Consider the following 14650-nt stretch of genomic DNA (forward strand, 5'->3'; position numbering starts at 1 on the left):
AAGATTAGACGAATTTGTCATGAATAAGGTTCCGATTATTAAACATACTAATGCTGCAACTTACCAAAAAAATTATGCGTCTGCCATCTTATTTCCATTTACTAATCGTGTAAAAAACGGCACATACACAATTCAAATTACAAATTAGTTTGCAATGAAAAAGAAATTAATAAAAAGCGTAAAAAAGAGTTTTAAAGCTCATTTTAAAACAAAATCTTAATGGTATTTGCGCCTGGTCGAATTAACCTGATTGGAGAACACACAGACTATAATGATGGCTTTGCGTTTCCTGCGGCAATAAATAAAGGCATTGCTTTAGCTATCAGTAAAAATAATTCAGATAAAAGTAAAGTCTATGCCTTAAATAAGGAAGAGCTTTATGAGTTTAGCTTAGATACTATAAAACCTCTTGAAAATGGAGGTTGGAGAAATTATGTTCTTGGGGTAGTTTCTGAAATTAAAAAACGAGGTCTAAACATTGGAAATTTTAATAGCGTATTCGCAGGAAATATTCCAGGTGGTGCTGGTATGTCATCATCAGCAGCATTAGAAAATAGTTTTGTTTATGGACTCAATGAATTATTTGCCTTAGGACTTTCTAAAAACGAAATGATCTTAATCTCACAAAAAGCAGAACATAACTATGCCGGTGTAAAATGCGGAATCATGGATCAGTACGCTAGTATGTTTGGCGTAAAAAGAAGTGCTTTACTTTTGGATTGTAGAACAATAGCATCGCAACCTTTCAGAATTGATTTAAAGAAGTATACATTGATGCTTATCAATACAAATGTTAAACACGATCTATCTGAAAGTGCCTATAATGAAAGACGATCCGTTTGTGAAAAAGTTTCACGTAAGCTATATGTCAAAGCATTGAGAGACGCTTCAATTGAAAATCTCGAAGCTATAAAAAATGAAATCTCTTCAGGTGACTATCAAAAAGCACTTTATATAATTCAAGAAAACAAACGAGTTCAATTATTTTCAGAAATTATACAAGAAGGTGACGTGAACGCTTTGGGAAAATTACTGTATCAATCACATGAAGGCTTAAGTACTAAATACAAAGTAAGTTGCGAAGAGTTAGACTTCTTAATAGCGCAAGCAAAACAAAACCCAAACATTGCAGGCGCTAGAATGATGGGCGGAGGTTTTGGTGGCTGTACCATTAACTTAGTTTTAAAGAGTGAATATAAAAAGTTCCGAAAAGATATTTCTACTAAATTCAAAAAGGAATACGGAAAAGCATGCGCTATATACAAAGTAAAATTATCTCAAGGTACACATCTTATTAAATAATTACACCTAAAAATGAATACTGATTTACAAGATTTTTCACATAAGCGATTCAATATTTTAACTGGAGAATGGGTTTTAGTTTCTCCGCATCGTTCAAAACGCCCATGGCAAGGACAAAACGAAGTTGTTTCAAATGAGCAACGTCCATCATATGATGCTTCTTGCTATTTATGTGCTGGCAATAAAAGGATTAACGGAGAGCAAAATCCTGATTACAAAGACGTTTTTATTTTTACAAATGATTTTGCAGCACTTCAAACAGATTCTAAAACATTTTCAAAAAATGACGGTTTATTTATCGCAGAAAGTGAAAAAGGGATTTGTAAAGTAATTTGTTTTAGTCCTGATCATTCTAAAAGTTTAGCAAATATGAATGTAACTGCCATTACCAAAGTAGTAAAAGCATGGCAAAAAGAGTACATTTCAATAGGCAAAAATAAAATGATAAACTACGTTCAGATTTTCGAAAACAAAGGAGCTGTTATGGGATGTAGTAATCCACATCCGCATGGGCAAATATGGAGTCAATCTACATTACCTAATGAAGTTGCCAAAAAAGATACGCATCAACAAATTTATTACACAAAAAACAATAGAAGTTTACTAGGCGATTATTTACAACAAGAAATAGAAGCTGACGAACGTATTATTTATAGAAATGAACATTTTGTAGTATTGACACCTTTTTGGGCTATTTGACCATTTGAAACTATGATAATTCCTTTAAAAAAACATATACATATTGCAAAAATTTCAGAAGAAGAAAGTAGTGCCTATGCAGATGCAATTTCAAAAATAACAAAAGCTTACGACTTGCTTTTTGAATGTTCATTTCCTTATTCAAGTGGAATTCATCAAGCTCCTACCAATGGAAAAAATAACGATCACTGGCATTGGCACATGAGTTTCTATCCGCCCTTATTGAGAAGTGCAACCGTTAAAAAATTCATGGTTGGCTACGAAATGTTTGGTTCGCCACAAAGAGACATTACAGCAGAACAAGCAGCAGCTAGACTTAAAAATTTAGTGAAATAATTAATAAAATTCCCAAAATTCGAGATGTTCAATGAAATTATTTATGAAGCAGAAGTCAATAGTAAAACATATTTCAACAAAGTGTTTTTAGAAAAGTTTAGGATTAAACCTATCAAATGATGTGAAATCTTGAATACAAAACTTAGATTTTAGAATGTTGTGGGTTCGAAAATTTTCAATAAAAAAATGCTACATTTCGGAAAAGGAGTTCTCTACATACCATTTTGGCACTTGACATCGTGAAAACATAAAAATTACATCTTTTATTATTTTTAAGTATTGTTTTTGAAAGTACTTGGCATTTCATATCATGGAAGTATTGTAATTTTTCAATATCAACCTATAAGTATCGCAAACAGTGAACAGCATTTGTATCATTAAACAAAAACATAGAAATTACTTATACCTGAAAAGTATTAATTACCAAAATAAGAACACACAAACGAATACGATAGACTGTTCATTATTAACTCTTTAAATTTTAAATCACTAAAAATCAGACACGTGTATTTTTAGAATTTACAGAAAAAAAGCGGATAGCCTGACCGAAATAAACTAAAACCCGCATTTCGAGTTTCCTCAATGTGCGGGTTTGCTATTTTTTATTTTGAGAACGCCCAAATTTTTATTGATAGTTTTTTGGCGCTTTTCGTTTTTTGGAAGCTTGCTCATACACATGTGCATATCCTAACAGTTCTTTTTCCATAAAAGGCTTTCCAATAAAAGTCAACCCTTTTGGTTCTCCTTTTTTAGTATAGCCCATCGGAACGGTGAGTGCTGGATATTCAGCTACGGCTGCGTAGGCAGCATGATAGTTGTTGATAGATAATACACCGTCTAAGTTGTGTTTTTGCATAGGGTTATTGAAAAAAGTTTTCCCGTTTTCATGCAATACATTTTTCATATCTATAAATTCTTGCTTATTAGCTTTGTCATTGACAATTCCGTAGAATAATTTTTGTCCATACGGCATTGTATTTACAGAATCTTTTTTATTGAAATCGATCACATCTTGCACAGAACTGAGCGAAAGTCTTTTTGCGCCATGGTTTTTAAAATACGCTGGCAAGTCTTTTTGCATGTCTAAATTCAATAGATTTATAAATTTTGGCAATGACACATTCTCTTCTTCAATTTCTATAATTGTTGCACCTTGTTGCTTTAGGACTTTAATTGCTTCTACATATAATGTATCTGTCAACAAACGTTTCACAGCTCCAAACCGTTTTCCTTTTAAGGAAACTTTTCCCTGTTTTATATCTGTATAGAAATGCTTTCCATAATATTTGAGTGCTTGACTTTTGGCATCTGTTTTATCGTATCCATATAAAGCTGCAAGTAAAATTGCATTGTCAATTACATTTTTTGTCATTGGTCCTGGCGTGTCTAATGTACTAGATATTGGCACAATTCCTGAACGACTTAGTAAACCGATTGTTGGTTTGAGTCCGACCACAGAGTTTTGGCTCGCTGGCGACAATATGGAACCAGCTGTTTCAGTTCCGACGGCAGCTACGGCAAAATTTGCTGCTATAGAAACGCCGCTTCCAGAGCTTGATCCGCCTGTATCAAATATTTTTCTTCCGTACGGATTTAAGGTTTGCCCACCAATAGCACTATATCCACTTGGACAATCGCCACAGAAAAAATACGCCCATTCACTTAAGTTTGCTTTTCCTAGGATGATAGCGCCTTCTTCTTTTAATCGTTTTGTAATGAACGCATCACCTGTATTATTATTTTTTAGCGCAATTGCGCCTGCCGTAGTTGGCATATTTTCGGTGTTGATGTTGTCTTTTAATAAAATAGGCATTCCGAAAATTAGCGGCTTTAATTTTTTATTGAAAAAATCGCGATCGCGAAGTTTTGCTTCTGCAATTACATTTGGATTGATGCTTATGATAGAATTCAATGACAAATTATTATCTCTATCATATTTTTTTATTCGGTATAGGTAAAATTTGACGAGTTTCTCATAGGTAAATACACCTTGCACACGACTTTTGTGTAATTCTAAAATATTTTTTTCAAGAATGTACGGTTTCAATCGTTCATATTCGGCTTCCGTAAAATCTTCCATTTGCTTGGAGACAGCATTCCAAACGACTTGATTTTCAATGTTTTTTGAATCTAAGACTTTAAATTCTCTAAATTCTTTCTCGCTTATATCAGAAATATCACTTTCGCTTTTTACATTTTTTTGTGTGTGACAAGCTGCTGATGAAAATAGAATCATCAATAATATAATTTTCTTCATTTTGATGCGTTATTTAAGGATATAAAGATACGATGTAAAAGTTTAACAATTTGGAATTCTTGTTTTTTTAGCTTCTAAATGTCATACTCTTTATTGTTTTTATATATTTGTCATACACGAAAAAAAAAATTTATGAAAAAAGTAGTTTTACTTCTACTGATTGGATTTGTTTACTCATGCTCTGATGAAGTGCAAATTCCAGAGATAATACAACCTTGCCAACCTGTCGCGGCTTCTTTTGCTTCAGATATTACTAGTAATTCAGCCAGACTTAATTGGTGTGGTAGCGTTAATGATGCTGGAGAATGTTTGCCTGTAACGGGAGTTACATGGACAGCTTCTTGGGGACCAACAGGATTTGATCCAGATGCAGGTACTATTATTGACACACCATCCTCTAGTATTAATATTACTGGATTGTCTTCACAGACTTCGTATGAGTTTTATGTAAAATCTGATTGTAACTTAACAAACAACGAATGGTTCGGACCAGTTGAATTTCGCACTTCATGCCCTGCACCAACTGATTTAGGCGTAACGGATCTTACACAAACTAGCGCTAAATTAAATTGGATGCCAGGTGGAAATGAAATTTCGTGGGAAATAAAATATGGCTTGGTAGGATTCAATTTGGAAGAAGCAGATGCATTTGCTACTGGAGATAACATGCAATACCCTATAAACAATCTACAACCAAATAGCGAGTATGAATTTTATGTACGCGCAAATTGTAATGATAGTACTGATGGAGATCAGATAGGAAGTTCTAGTGCATTTACAGGACCATATCGTTTTGCAACATGTTTGCCTCCTATTAACTTGACTTTCGATACGGTTACACAAAATTCTATTACTGTTGATTGGGATTCAAATGCACAAACTACTTGGGAAGTAAGTTATGGAGAAGCTACTGGCTTTACTCCTGATACAGGAACAATAACTACGGTAAACAATTCTAACTTTACAGCGAATGGATTATGCCCTAATACAACGTATACGTTTGCTGTTAGAACAATATGCAGTGCTACAACAGAAAGTTCATGGTTTAGCTTCGGAAGTGTCATAACTCCTTCTTTAGGCTATACAGGAATGTATACGTACCAAGAAATTGGAAATACAGATGAGCCTATTTTTGGTGATCCTGCAACGGTAGATATTGTAAATGTTTCTGACACTGAAAGAAGTATTACCGTAAAGTATTTATCAAATTTAGATGTAACAGGAACACAACCTACAATGACATTCAATTTTACATTGAATTGTGATGGTACGGTAACAGTTACTGATGATCAAGATACCAACTTCAACTGTGGTGGTGCAAATGTATTATTAGGACAAGGAACTGCGACGCCAACATCTTACAATATGGTAGATGATACTACAATTGATATTCGTTTTGTAGAAGATACAGGAAGTGCAATGTGTACAAATGCTCCATTGTCTGAAGTTATTATTCGTTTGACAAAATTATAATGTACTGAACAGAAAATATAGTATATACAAAAAGCTGCATATTTGAACTATGCAGCTTTTTTGATTTTATGAATTGATGTTTTTTTTGAGCAAAAGCACAATCTAACAAAAAACTTCTCGATACTAAATTCTTCTAGAATTTAAATCGAAGTGACGTTCTGTAAAATTTAGTACTAAGAAAGAATCGTCAGAATGAATTATTGAGTTACAACTTATGAGAAGTTGAATCAAGTTCAACTTGACGTACTAATTGGTTTTTGTGTGAACAGAAGTGAATCTAAAAGTCGAACTTTTTGGTTGTGGATTTGAAAGCGATCAATTTGTTTATTAAAAAACAGCTTAACTCGCTTTAGTATTTTAAAATCAAAACAAAAATAGCTATCTAAAGAAACAGATTGCCACGTCGCTATACTTCTCGCAAAGACGTATTCAACTTGTATAAAATCTAGTAACAAAGCGATCTTGATTCTAACAGCGGAAGCGGTCTAAAAATCTAAAAGTAAAACGCGTCTAAAAGCGCATCAGCGCAATCTAACAACCAACTTACTGCTTAAAGAACGAATCTACAAACTCGTATTTATTGAATACTTGTAAATCTTCAATACCTTCTCCAACACCAATGTATTTTACAGGAATTTGAAATTGATCAGAGATTCCAATAACAACTCCACCTTTAGCAGTTCCATCTAATTTTGTTACAGCCAATGTAGTAACTTCTGTAGCCGCAGTAAATTGTTTTGCTTGCTCAAATGCGTTTTGACCTGTAGAACCATCTAAAACTAATAATACGTCGTGTGGCGCATCACCAATTACTTTTTGCATGACCATTTTGACTTTCGTCAATTCTTTCATCAAGTTAACCTTGTTGTGTAAACGTCCTGCTGTATCAATAATAATAACATCAGCATCTTGTGCTACACCTGATTTTAGCGTATCAAAAGCTACGGAAGCTGGATCACTTCCCATGTTTTGTTTTACAAGCGGCACTCCAACTCTATCTGCCCAAACTTGCAATTGGTCAATTGCGGCAGCTCTAAACGTATCGGCAGCTCCTAAAACAACTTTTAATCCTTGCTTGTTGAATTGGTGCGCTAACTTTCCGATTGTAGTAGTTTTTCCAACACCATTTACACCAACAACCATTAATACATACGGTTTTTTGTCTGCTGGAATGGTATATTCAGTTTCTTCGCCAGAATTTGTTTCAGATAACAATCCTGCTATTTCTTCGCGAAGAATTTTATTTAATTCGTCTGTTCCTAAGTATTTATCTTTGGAAACTCTTGCTTCTATTCGATCAATAATTTTCAAAGTAGTATCAACACCAACATCACTGCTGACTAATACTTCTTCTAAATTATCTAACACTTCATCATCTACTTTGCTTTTTCCGGCAACAGCTTTTGTTAATTTAGAAAGGAAACTTGATTTCGATTTTTCTAAACCTTTATCGAGTGTTTCTTTTTTTTCTGATGAAAATATTCTTTTAAAAAAACTCATAATTTATAGTACTATTTTTAATTCTACACACAGTCAAAACTGATTGTATGAAACGCAAAACAAGATACTTAAAATTCGTGTATGTTTTGCATTGTATTTATATACCTTTTTTGATGTCAATTATCTTGCCCAAATTACAAACCTGCAAAACTGTCATAGTTGGTTGAGGTATATAAACAAAAAGCTACTCTCTTTCGAAAGTAGCTTTTATATAGTATAGTAATGTATACTTATTTTTTTAACCAATCGTTTACCTTCTCTGGTGACATGATTGATTCTACAAATGTGTAAGCTCCTGTTTTTGGAGATTTCACCATTTTGATAGCTTTTGTTAGCCTTTTTGATCCTGTTTGTAAGGATGCTACTGATTTCTTTGCCATGACTTATTATTTTATTTCTTTGTGAACAGTCATCTTCTTTAAGATTGGATTGAATTTCTTCACCTCTAATCTATCTGGAGTGTTTTTCTTATTCTTTGTAGTGATATAACGAGAAGTTCCTGGTTGTCCAGAAGCTTTGTGCTCTGTACACTCTAGTATCACTTGAACTCTATTGCCTTTCTTCGCCATTGCTGTTGGTATTTATACTTTTTATGACTGAATTACTTGATAAAACCTTTCGCTCTTGCTTCTTTTAGCACGGCTGAGATTCCTTTTTTATTAATTGTTTTTAATGCTGAAGTAGATACTTTTAAGGTAACCCACTTATCTTCTTCAGGAATGTAAAAGCGCTTTTTCGTAAGATTCGCATTAAATTTGCGCTTTGTCTTATTCATTGCGTGGGATACATTATTCCCAACCATTGCTTTCTTTCCTGTTAATTCACAAATTCTTGACATCTGTACTAAACTTTTAAGTTATTCAAAAACGAGGTGCAAATTTACATTTTTTTATTTTTTGAGCAAACATTTACTTACTGTTTTTTAAAATTTCTTCAAGCAACATTTGAAAAGCTTTCGTAACTGCCTTATTTACTACCTTTTCACGTGGTTGTCCAAAATTAAATTCTTGCGAAATAATTCCGCTTGGCGAGGCAATTCCGATAAAAACTGTCCCAACTTCCACATCTGAGTTTCCTTTTGTCGGACCCGCATTTCCTGTAGTGGCAATTGCATAATCTGATTTATAGATTTTTTTTGCACCTGCAGCCATCAATTCTACCACTTCTTTACTTACTACAGAATAGGTATTGATAATGTCTTCAGAAACGCCTAAAACGTCTATTTTAGATTGTACCGCATACGTAACTGCACTTCCATTAAAAAAGGCTGAAACACCTGATTCTTGTGTTATTTGTGCAGCAATACGTCCGCCAGTGCAGCTTTCGGCCGAAGCCAATTTATGACCTTTCGCCACTAAAAGTTCGCCTATTTGCGTTACAATACTGCTTTTTCCTTCCACACCTTTGATGATGTCTCCAATAATTGGATAGAGTTTTTCCGCATGCGCATCAACTGCATTGGTAATTTCCTCTTTGTTTGTTCCTTTTGCAGTTAAGCGTAACCGAACTTTTCCTGAGTTTGGTAAATATGCAAGTTTTATGAATGTTGGTAAATTGTTTTCCCAAGATTCAATTTTCATTGCAATACTACTTTCGCCCATTCCGTACGTTAAAATAGTTTTGTGATATATGTACGGACGTTCAAATTCTTCTTGCAGTTTTGGAATGATTTGATTGGTCATTAATCCACGCATTTCATACGGAACTCCTGGCATAGAGATAAATACTGTATCCTCTTTTTGAAGCCACATTCCTGGAGCAGTACCGTAATCGTTGTTTAAAACCTGTGCTTTGGAAGGCACTAAAGCTTGCAAACGGTTCATATCTGAGATTGGTGAAGTGGTAATGTATTTGGCAAATAGTTCTTCTATGTGCGCTAATACACTATCGTTTTGAACCAATTTATCATCAAAATACTCACACAAAGTATGTTTGGTTATATCGTCTTTTGTAGGCCCTAATCCGCCAGTAATTAAAACAACATCTGCTTTTTGCTTTGCAGCTTCTAGCGCTTCTAATATGTGTGTTTTTTCGTCTTGAATAGAGGTTATTTGATGTACTGAAATTCCAATTTCATTGAGCGCTTTAGAGATAAATACGGAGTTGGTATCTACAATTTGTCCAATAAGAATCTCATCACCAATTGTAATTATTTCTGCAATCATGCCGTATTATAAGTTGAATTCTTTTTTTAGCTCTGTAATGTTATCATTGATTTTGCTTTGCACTTCTGTAAAAGCAATTGCAATATCTTCCATGTTTGTTTTAGCTTTTGCCCAAGCTAATATTTTCAAATTTATTTCGAAAGATTCTTGCATACCCAACAATTCTAAGTTCGGCTTTATTTTATGACTTACTTGATATACGCCCTCGTAGTTTCCTAATTTCACTTCTTTTTTAAATGTAACTAGATCTGCGGGAACTTCTTCTATAAAAGCGATGACAACAGCTTCTACAAAGTCTTTATCTCCGTCAGAGATTGCGTTTATTTGTTCTAAATTATATCCCATTTTTTATTTTACTACTATTGAAAATAATTGTTGTTCTTCTAAATATCCTGTCAGTCGTTCGTCAGCGTTTACTTTTCCAACTCCTGCAGGCGTTCCTGTAAATATGATATCCCCAATTTTTAAGGTAAAATATTGTGAAACGTACGCTATTAATTCGTCAATTTTCCAAAGCATCTGTTCGGTATTGCCTTGCTGAACGATTTCACTATTTTTTTCAAGCTTAAAATTAAGATTGTTTATATCTTTAAATTGATCTTTAGAAATCCACTTTCCTACTACTGCTGAACCATCAAACGCTTTTGCTTTTTCCCAAGGCAACCCTTTGGCTTTGAGTTTCGATTGTAGGTCGCGCGCAGTGAAATCAATCCCTACACTGATTTCATTATAGTATTTGTTCGCAAATTTCTGATCAATATATTTTCCTAATTTATTAATTTTTACCAAAACTTCCACCTCATAGTGAATTTCTTTTGAAAAATCGGGAATAAAGAACGGTTGCTTTTTTAAAAGAATAGACGTATCTGATTTCATAAAAATGACCGGATCTGCCGGTTTTTCATTTTCAAGCTCTGCAATGTGTTCTGTGTAATTTCTTCCGATGCAAATAATTTTCATCTGCTATTTATTTATTGTTTTAACGAAATCTATAAAAAAACTATCAATTTCGTCCGTTATGTTAGTTTATCAGTTTTACTTTAAAAGCTGGCGCCACAACTTCATTTTTCTTAAAATTAGATCTAGGCATTTTTAATCTTCCTACTTTTTTCCATCCATTGACAGACATATAATACGAAAATGATTCATCAATTTTTTCAACAACTCCTTTAAAAATAGGTGCATAACGTTTTTGCTTGATGTCACGCATTTGCACAGAGTCATTTAACTGTAAATGTACCGTTTCTTCTACAATATTTTCTTTGATGAATAAATGTTCTACCACCACAAAAAAGCCTTCTTTTGGTACTTCTACTCCATTGAATGGCATGGACACTTTGACTTTTCCTTGTTTATATGTAACATCAACCAATATAGGATCTACTAAGTCTTCACCAGGCATTTTATCCGCTGTAGCGGAAAGTATACGCAGTCGAAATTTGGCATCATGTTTTCCTTCTTTAAAGAAACCAACCGTTACTTCTTCCACATAGTTTTCATCACCTAATTTTTTAAGAAACGGGTAATACCTGGCAAACATCGATGGATATGCACCTCCGCTAAAATTACCTAAACCTATGATTTTTTTACCGCGAAATGAATTGACACGTTTTCTTTTTTGACGCTCTTTGTGTGTAATATGAACCGAATTCAAGAATTCGAGAGAAGGTTTCATGTAAATTAGCAAACCCTTTTTTCGCCTAAGCACTATTCTTTTGTCCTCAAAACCTACGCAGCTAATTTTCAATTCTTTTCCAACCCATTTGTCAAAAATTGTGAATTCAAAATTTCCTTTTTTATCAGTAGTAGTTCCACGTTTTTCGGAAGGAATAATTAAATGCGCATACGCAATTGGCGCTTTTGTTTCTGCATTTAGAATGGTGCCAGAAATATTTTTCTGTGCATACGTCAAACTTAGATGAAAAAATATAATGAGTATGATGGTAGGCTTTCTCACTATTGTTTTGCTTTTAAAATTTGGTGTTCAGCTTTCTCAGTTTAATTGCAGTCAATACTTTTTTGGTATATAAAGGAAAGTTTGCATTGAGAATCCAGCCAAAATAACCAGGTTCATCGTCCAATACTTTTTCTACTTTTTTTCCTTTGTGCTTTCCAAAAGAGAAAATTTCATCATCATCTTTATCAAAAATGATAAATCCTGCAAAGTCTGCTGTTTTTTTACGCGTGGAAAATTCACTTAACTTCTTCATATCGTTTTCCAACTCGTCATAGCGATCTAGTTGCGACTTCAACACTTCGTAGGTAGCATTTGTGTCTGCTTCTGCTCCGTGTGCGCCTTCCAATTCTTTTCCACAGTAAAATTTGTAGGCGGCAGATAGTGTACGTTTTTCCATTTTATGAAAAATAGTTTGTACATCGACAGAAACTTTATTTTTCATGTCAAAATCAATTTCTGCACGCAATAATTCTTCTGCTAATAATGGAATATCAAAACGATCGGAATTGTAACCTGCCAAATCGCTGTCTTTAATCATGTTATAAATATCCTTCGACAGTTCTTTAAAAGTAGGCTCATTAATTACCATATCATCAGTAATACCATGAATTTCAGACACATGTGCAGGAATTGGCATTTCAGGATTTACCAACCAAGTTTTGCTCTCTTTGTTCCCATTAGGATACACTTTTAAGATAGCAATTTCTACAATTCTATCTTTGGCTACTTCAATTCCAGTAGTTTCTAAATCAAAGAAGCAGATCGGATTTTTTAGTTTTAATTCCATTATTTTATTTAAAGCAGTAAATTTACCACTATTACAGAGTAAATAAAATTATTTTGTGGTATAATAATTGATTTTTACTCATTATTAATAATAACAGGAAAACAGCTATGTATAAGTCTATTTTGGTCACTCTTTTTATTTGTTTTTGTTGGATTTCTTCAACGAGCGCCCAAACAGAAGCTATTGAAATTGTAGAAGTTAAAGGCAAAAAGAAGATTCAGTTTTACGCTATTAATCACACCGAAACCGAAAAAGAAGTTTTTTTTAAGGTTAATGGAAAGGGCTTTCGAAAAAGTAGTTATCGCCCTGTAATTAAAAAAATTCCTGCACAGAAAAAAGTATTGCTTACAACACTTATTCCACTAAAAAATACGACTCCAGAATATACTTATTTCTCTTCTTTTGATGATAAATTAAAGGAACTCAATGTAAATACAACTGTAAAAAGCTGGAAAACACTCGATAATTTAATTGATAAAGGAGAAACCATTATTTTTACAAAAGAAGCATGTGCTAAGTGCGAGAAATTGTTGGCTATGCTGAAAGAAAATCGCATTCCGCACAAAGCATTTGATATTTCTGAAAATGACCGTTTCAGAGAGTTTTTCTGGAATACCGTTTCAAAAATGAAACGGCAAGATGTTATAATTTCTTCAATTCCTATTGCGATTGTGAAAGGCGAACTACATGAAGGATTGAATTTGATTTCTTTTATTGAAATACTTAAGAAGTAGACCGCTGGCGCTTTTAGATACTAGATCGCGCTTTGCGCTTTTAGACCGCTTCACTTCGACTTCGCTCAGTGTGAACACTTTTAGACTTGTTCTTGCGTAAGCAGAAATCTCTTAAATCGCACTCGTGCTATTAGATTTTTAATCACTTTGAAATTCTGTTTTGTATATTGACATGAAATTCTCCACGTTATTTAAGAAGTATTATGAATCCTGAAATTGAAAAAATAAAATTATATATAACTGATGTTATTCAAATGGATGACAGCACCTTCAATTCAGCATTGGATTATTTTGTAGTTAAGGAAATAAAAAAAGGCGATTATGTATTGCGAGAAGGGCAAATTTGTGATCGCATAACATATATAAGCACAGGCCTTTTTAGAACATTTCATATTAAAAACGGAAATGAAATAAATACTTGTTTCTGTATGGAAAACTCCATTACCTCATCGCATGAAAGCTTTGTAAATCAAGTAGTTTCAAAAGAATACATTCAAGCACTTGAAGATGCAAAAATTGTTACTTTGTCTTATAAGAATTTGATGAAATTGTTTCAACTCAATCCAAAATGGGAATCACTAAGTAGAGTTTTAACAGAGAAAGAATGTGCACGTTTGTCTGAACGAATTGATGCTTTGAGTTTTGAAACTGCAAAAGAAAAATACCTTTATTTACTAAAGAAACAACCCGAAATTATTCAACGCGTCGCCATTCAACATATTGCTTCTTATCTTGGTGTTTCAAGAGAAACATTGAGTCGAATTAGATCGAAAATTTCGTAACTACACGATTGTGACATATATCAATTGATGCTATTTTTTATTCGCTGATTTTTGTTCAAATTTAAACAACACAGCAAATGGATATTTTATATTACTTGAGCACGTTATGCTTACTACTTTTCATGGTTTTAGCAACCTACGACGGATTTTATTTACATATATGGAAGTATGAATTGTTTAGCAGAGAAGAAAGTATTTTTGAACACAAAACACATACCGTAAGAGCGATTCTGTTTCCCTTGATTGTTTGGTTATTGTTTATTAATACTGACGCCATAAGCTTTTGGATTTCAGTTGTACTGATTGGCATTGATTTTGTCGTTTTAGGAATAGATGCGTATGCTGAAGGTGATAGCAGAAAGTCTATTGGAGGCTTACCAAAGTGGGAATATATTTTACATCTTTTTGCAAACAGCTTTCATTTTGCTGCCATTTTTTTACTACTTGCTACCAAAATAGAAATTACAGAAAGTGGAATTGCTTTTGCTGAACTTGCCACAAATTCTTCTGCACAAGAAATGCTTAAAGTGATTTCAGTGAATATGATTCCTGGAGCTATTGTTTTAGGTTTTGTGCATCTTATGCTACTATTTCCGAAAGGAATACAAATTTGGAATATTGTTGCTTTAAGATTCAAACGTTTGTTGGTTCGTTGATT

Annotated in this window: 15 protein-coding genes and 1 pseudogene; 6 read left to right on the forward strand and 10 right to left on the reverse strand. The window is 33.4% G+C overall.

Features of this window, described 5'->3' with window-relative positions; translation table 11 throughout:
• The first annotated feature begins 219 nt into the window (after window positions 1-219).
• On the forward strand, window positions 220-1302 hold the full coding sequence (gene galK / locus AB8B65_RS18685) for a galactokinase (protein ID WP_405302803.1): 1083 nt from the start codon (window positions 220-222) through the stop codon (window positions 1300-1302).
• Window positions 1303-1314: 12 nt separating this feature from the next.
• A pseudogene (locus AB8B65_RS18690) lies at window positions 1315-2337 on the forward strand (UDP-glucose--hexose-1-phosphate uridylyltransferase).
• A 625-nt stretch (window positions 2338-2962) separates the two neighbouring features.
• Here the strand turns inward: AB8B65_RS18690 and AB8B65_RS18695 are convergent.
• Window positions 2963-4594: an amidase family protein gene (locus AB8B65_RS18695; RefSeq protein WP_405302804.1), complete on the reverse strand. Its 1632-nt coding sequence runs from the start codon at window positions 4592-4594 to the stop codon at window positions 2963-2965.
• Window positions 4595-4726: 132 nt separating this feature from the next.
• Between AB8B65_RS18695 and AB8B65_RS18700 the strand changes: the two genes are divergently transcribed.
• Window positions 4727-6067 (forward strand): fibronectin type III domain-containing protein, encoded by a 1341-nt coding sequence (locus AB8B65_RS18700; RefSeq protein ID WP_405302805.1) that lies wholly within the window; start codon window positions 4727-4729, stop codon window positions 6065-6067.
• A gap of 543 nt (window positions 6068-6610) precedes the next feature.
• On the opposite strand, the gene ftsY is transcribed toward AB8B65_RS18700, so the two are convergent.
• The 9 genes from ftsY to AB8B65_RS18745 all read right to left on the reverse strand — a co-directional run bounded on the left by ftsY (window position 6611) and on the right by AB8B65_RS18745 (window position 12476).
• Window positions 6611-7567: a signal recognition particle-docking protein FtsY gene (ftsY, locus tag AB8B65_RS18705; protein WP_405302806.1), complete on the reverse strand. Its 957-nt coding sequence runs from the start codon at window positions 7565-7567 to the stop codon at window positions 6611-6613.
• 230 nt (window positions 7568-7797) lie between these two features.
• Window positions 7798-7947: a DUF4295 domain-containing protein gene (locus tag AB8B65_RS18710; RefSeq protein WP_298427086.1), complete on the reverse strand. Its 150-nt coding sequence runs from the start codon at window positions 7945-7947 to the stop codon at window positions 7798-7800.
• 6 nt (window positions 7948-7953) lie between these two features.
• Entirely contained in the window at window positions 7954-8136 is a 183-nt protein-coding gene (gene rpmG, locus AB8B65_RS18715) for a 50S ribosomal protein L33 (protein WP_405302807.1), read from the reverse strand.
• A gap of 32 nt (window positions 8137-8168) precedes the next feature.
• Window positions 8169-8405, reverse strand: coding sequence for a 50S ribosomal protein L28 (rpmB, locus tag AB8B65_RS18720; protein ID WP_007094745.1), 237 nt, complete (start codon window positions 8403-8405; stop codon window positions 8169-8171).
• Window positions 8406-8475: 70 nt separating this feature from the next.
• Window positions 8476-9732 (reverse strand): competence/damage-inducible protein A, encoded by a 1257-nt coding sequence (locus AB8B65_RS18725; RefSeq protein ID WP_405302808.1) that lies wholly within the window; start codon window positions 9730-9732, stop codon window positions 8476-8478.
• 6 nt (window positions 9733-9738) lie between these two features.
• Window positions 9739-10077, reverse strand: a complete 339-nt coding sequence (locus AB8B65_RS18730) for an Hpt domain-containing protein (protein WP_405302809.1) — start codon at window positions 10075-10077, stop codon at window positions 9739-9741.
• Window positions 10078-10080: 3 nt separating this feature from the next.
• Entirely contained in the window at window positions 10081-10692 is a 612-nt protein-coding gene (locus AB8B65_RS18735; RefSeq protein ID WP_405302810.1) for a fumarylacetoacetate hydrolase family protein, read from the reverse strand.
• A 61-nt stretch (window positions 10693-10753) separates the two neighbouring features.
• The gene (locus tag AB8B65_RS18740; RefSeq protein WP_405302811.1) at window positions 10754-11689 is read right to left on the reverse strand and encodes a carboxypeptidase-like regulatory domain-containing protein; all 936 of its coding nucleotides are present in this window, start codon (window positions 11687-11689) and stop codon (window positions 10754-10756) included.
• A 13-nt stretch (window positions 11690-11702) separates the two neighbouring features.
• Complete coding sequence (locus AB8B65_RS18745) at window positions 11703-12476, reverse strand: exonuclease domain-containing protein (protein WP_405302812.1); 774 nt, start codon at window positions 12474-12476, stop codon at window positions 11703-11705.
• Window positions 12477-12583: 107 nt separating this feature from the next.
• Here AB8B65_RS18745 and AB8B65_RS18750 point away from each other — a divergent pair, with 107 nt between their 5' ends.
• From AB8B65_RS18750 to AB8B65_RS18760, 3 genes are all read left to right on the forward strand, one after another.
• Window positions 12584-13210: a glutaredoxin domain-containing protein gene (locus AB8B65_RS18750; RefSeq protein WP_405302813.1), complete on the forward strand. Its 627-nt coding sequence runs from the start codon at window positions 12584-12586 to the stop codon at window positions 13208-13210.
• A gap of 203 nt (window positions 13211-13413) precedes the next feature.
• A complete protein-coding gene (locus tag AB8B65_RS18755; RefSeq protein WP_405302814.1) occupies window positions 13414-13992 on the forward strand; it encodes a Crp/Fnr family transcriptional regulator in 579 nt (192 codons plus the stop codon).
• Window positions 13993-14069: 77 nt separating this feature from the next.
• Window positions 14070-14648, forward strand: a complete 579-nt coding sequence (locus tag AB8B65_RS18760) for a hypothetical protein (protein ID WP_405302815.1) — start codon at window positions 14070-14072, stop codon at window positions 14646-14648.
• Window positions 14649-14650: the final 2 nt, after the last annotated feature.

The sequence above is a fragment of the Kordia sp. genome (assembly GCF_045105435.1).
In the GTDB taxonomy this organism is placed as follows: Bacteria; Bacteroidota; Bacteroidia; order Flavobacteriales; family Flavobacteriaceae; genus Kordia.